The 1,602-nt window shown below is 38.3% G+C and carries 2 protein-coding genes; both read right to left on the bottom strand.

What is annotated here, in order from left to right; all coding sequences use genetic code 11:
* Positions 1-145: 145 nt before the first annotated feature.
* Complete coding sequence (locus BUB87_RS13895) at positions 146-1,000, bottom strand: Rpn family recombination-promoting nuclease/putative transposase (protein ID WP_073346680.1); 855 nt, start codon at positions 998-1,000, stop codon at positions 146-148.
* Positions 1,001-1,122: 122 nt separating this feature from the next.
* Positions 1,123-1,602: hypothetical protein (locus BUB87_RS14475; RefSeq protein WP_159432439.1), on the bottom strand; the 480-nt coding region annotated here is incomplete at its 5' end.

The following is a 1,602-nucleotide window of genomic DNA, read 5'->3' as shown; positions in this document are numbered from 1 at the left end:
CAAGCAGTAGGATAATCGCAACTACCGTTATCTTTTTAGCCTTTGACATGCCGCTTCTCACCTCCCATAAAAAAGGCACGCCTGAATGCCTTACGCAATTCAAGCGTGCCTGTGAGACGGATATATACTACTTGACGAAATATTTTTACAAATCTTCCGGTTTTTCTATGTCAAATATGTCATCCGTTATCTTTTCCAAAATTTCATTATCAGCACTTTTTATTAATTCCTCGTACTTTCTTGGAAACTCCTTGAACTTTCTATTAAAAAGTTTTAGCACTACTTCTGTTTTGCCTTTCTCTATGCCCTTCTCTATACCTTTCTCCATAATCATCTTATAGGATGACAGCTCTTCCAATTTTAACACTTTTTCCACCTCCTCAAAAATTTTCTTTATAACTTCTTTGCTGTAGGCTATACCTGAAAGCAGTTCCGCTCTGAACAGTATCGTCCTTTTTTCATCCACGTCCACAGGTGCATCTTTGATTAGGTCCACGCACATCTTGAGATACTTCTCTCCTGCTTCAGCCCTTTTCTTTCTGTCAACTATCGGCAAAAGTGAATATAAATCAAAGTAGTTCGTCTCCGCTATATCCGAAAATCTGATTTCACCTATGTCTATTATCCTGTACCTGTAATCGAGTTTATTATCCCCCACCGTATAGTTAATCCCGTTATCCATTTTTGCTTTATCCTTGCCTATATACAGTACCACCTGATACGGCTTGAGTTTGTGCTTCTCCATTATCTCCAATGCGTATCGCAGCATCCTACACGGCATCATTTTGTCGTTTTCGGACTGAAACTCTATATGAACGGCAATCTCTCCCGTATCCGTGTCACACTTGAATGTCATATCGCTGTCCCTGCGCTCCACTTTGACAAATTCTATATTGAGTTCTTCCAGTTTCTTGAGGCTTATACCCGTTAAATATACGATTATGTCATCTGCTATTTCTGAAAATATGCTTTTTAGAGTCAAATCATATGTTTGAGGCATTCTATCCCCCTTTTCTTCCGTACTATACACATTTATTATATCACAAAGATAAAAAAAAGAGCGGTATATTCCGCCTTTTTGTGTAAGAAAAAAATAAAGCACATTTTACACTTCAACTCGCTTTATAATGTTGATATTATATCTTTAAGCCAACCATCACCACCAGTATATGCAGCAACTTTCCATTTTCCATCCTGTTTTACAAGCAAAACTGCAGTATTATAAGTGCCATATCCATCTGAAGGATGTTTTGAACCATCTCCATCTATTGTATAATATCGAGATTGATATACAACTTCTGCAATATTACCTATACCAATTATGCTGTTTATTTTATAACCATTTGGGTCTATCTGCGTATAATATATATCCATCGGCTGTGTCGGCCCTGAAGGAGGAAACTGCTCAGATCTTGACATTACACTATCAACAAACCCATATAAAGGATTCCAACCCCATGCTGCCGTAATCGGATATTTATCAGACGTTGTCCTAAACCAGTACCCATTATACCCGTACTTTTGCAGTCTGTCGAAACCGCCGTAAGATGGTTTTCCCCAATTTGCACCAGTACCCTGTCCGTAATTTACTTGTGCCGTTGA

The sequence above is a fragment of the Caldanaerobius fijiensis DSM 17918 genome (assembly GCF_900129075.1).
Classification (GTDB): Bacteria; Bacillota; Thermoanaerobacteria; order Thermoanaerobacterales; family Caldanaerobiaceae; genus Caldanaerobius; species Caldanaerobius fijiensis.
Note: the sequence above shows the minus strand (reverse complement) of the source record. Positions and strands in the feature narration are given on the sequence as shown.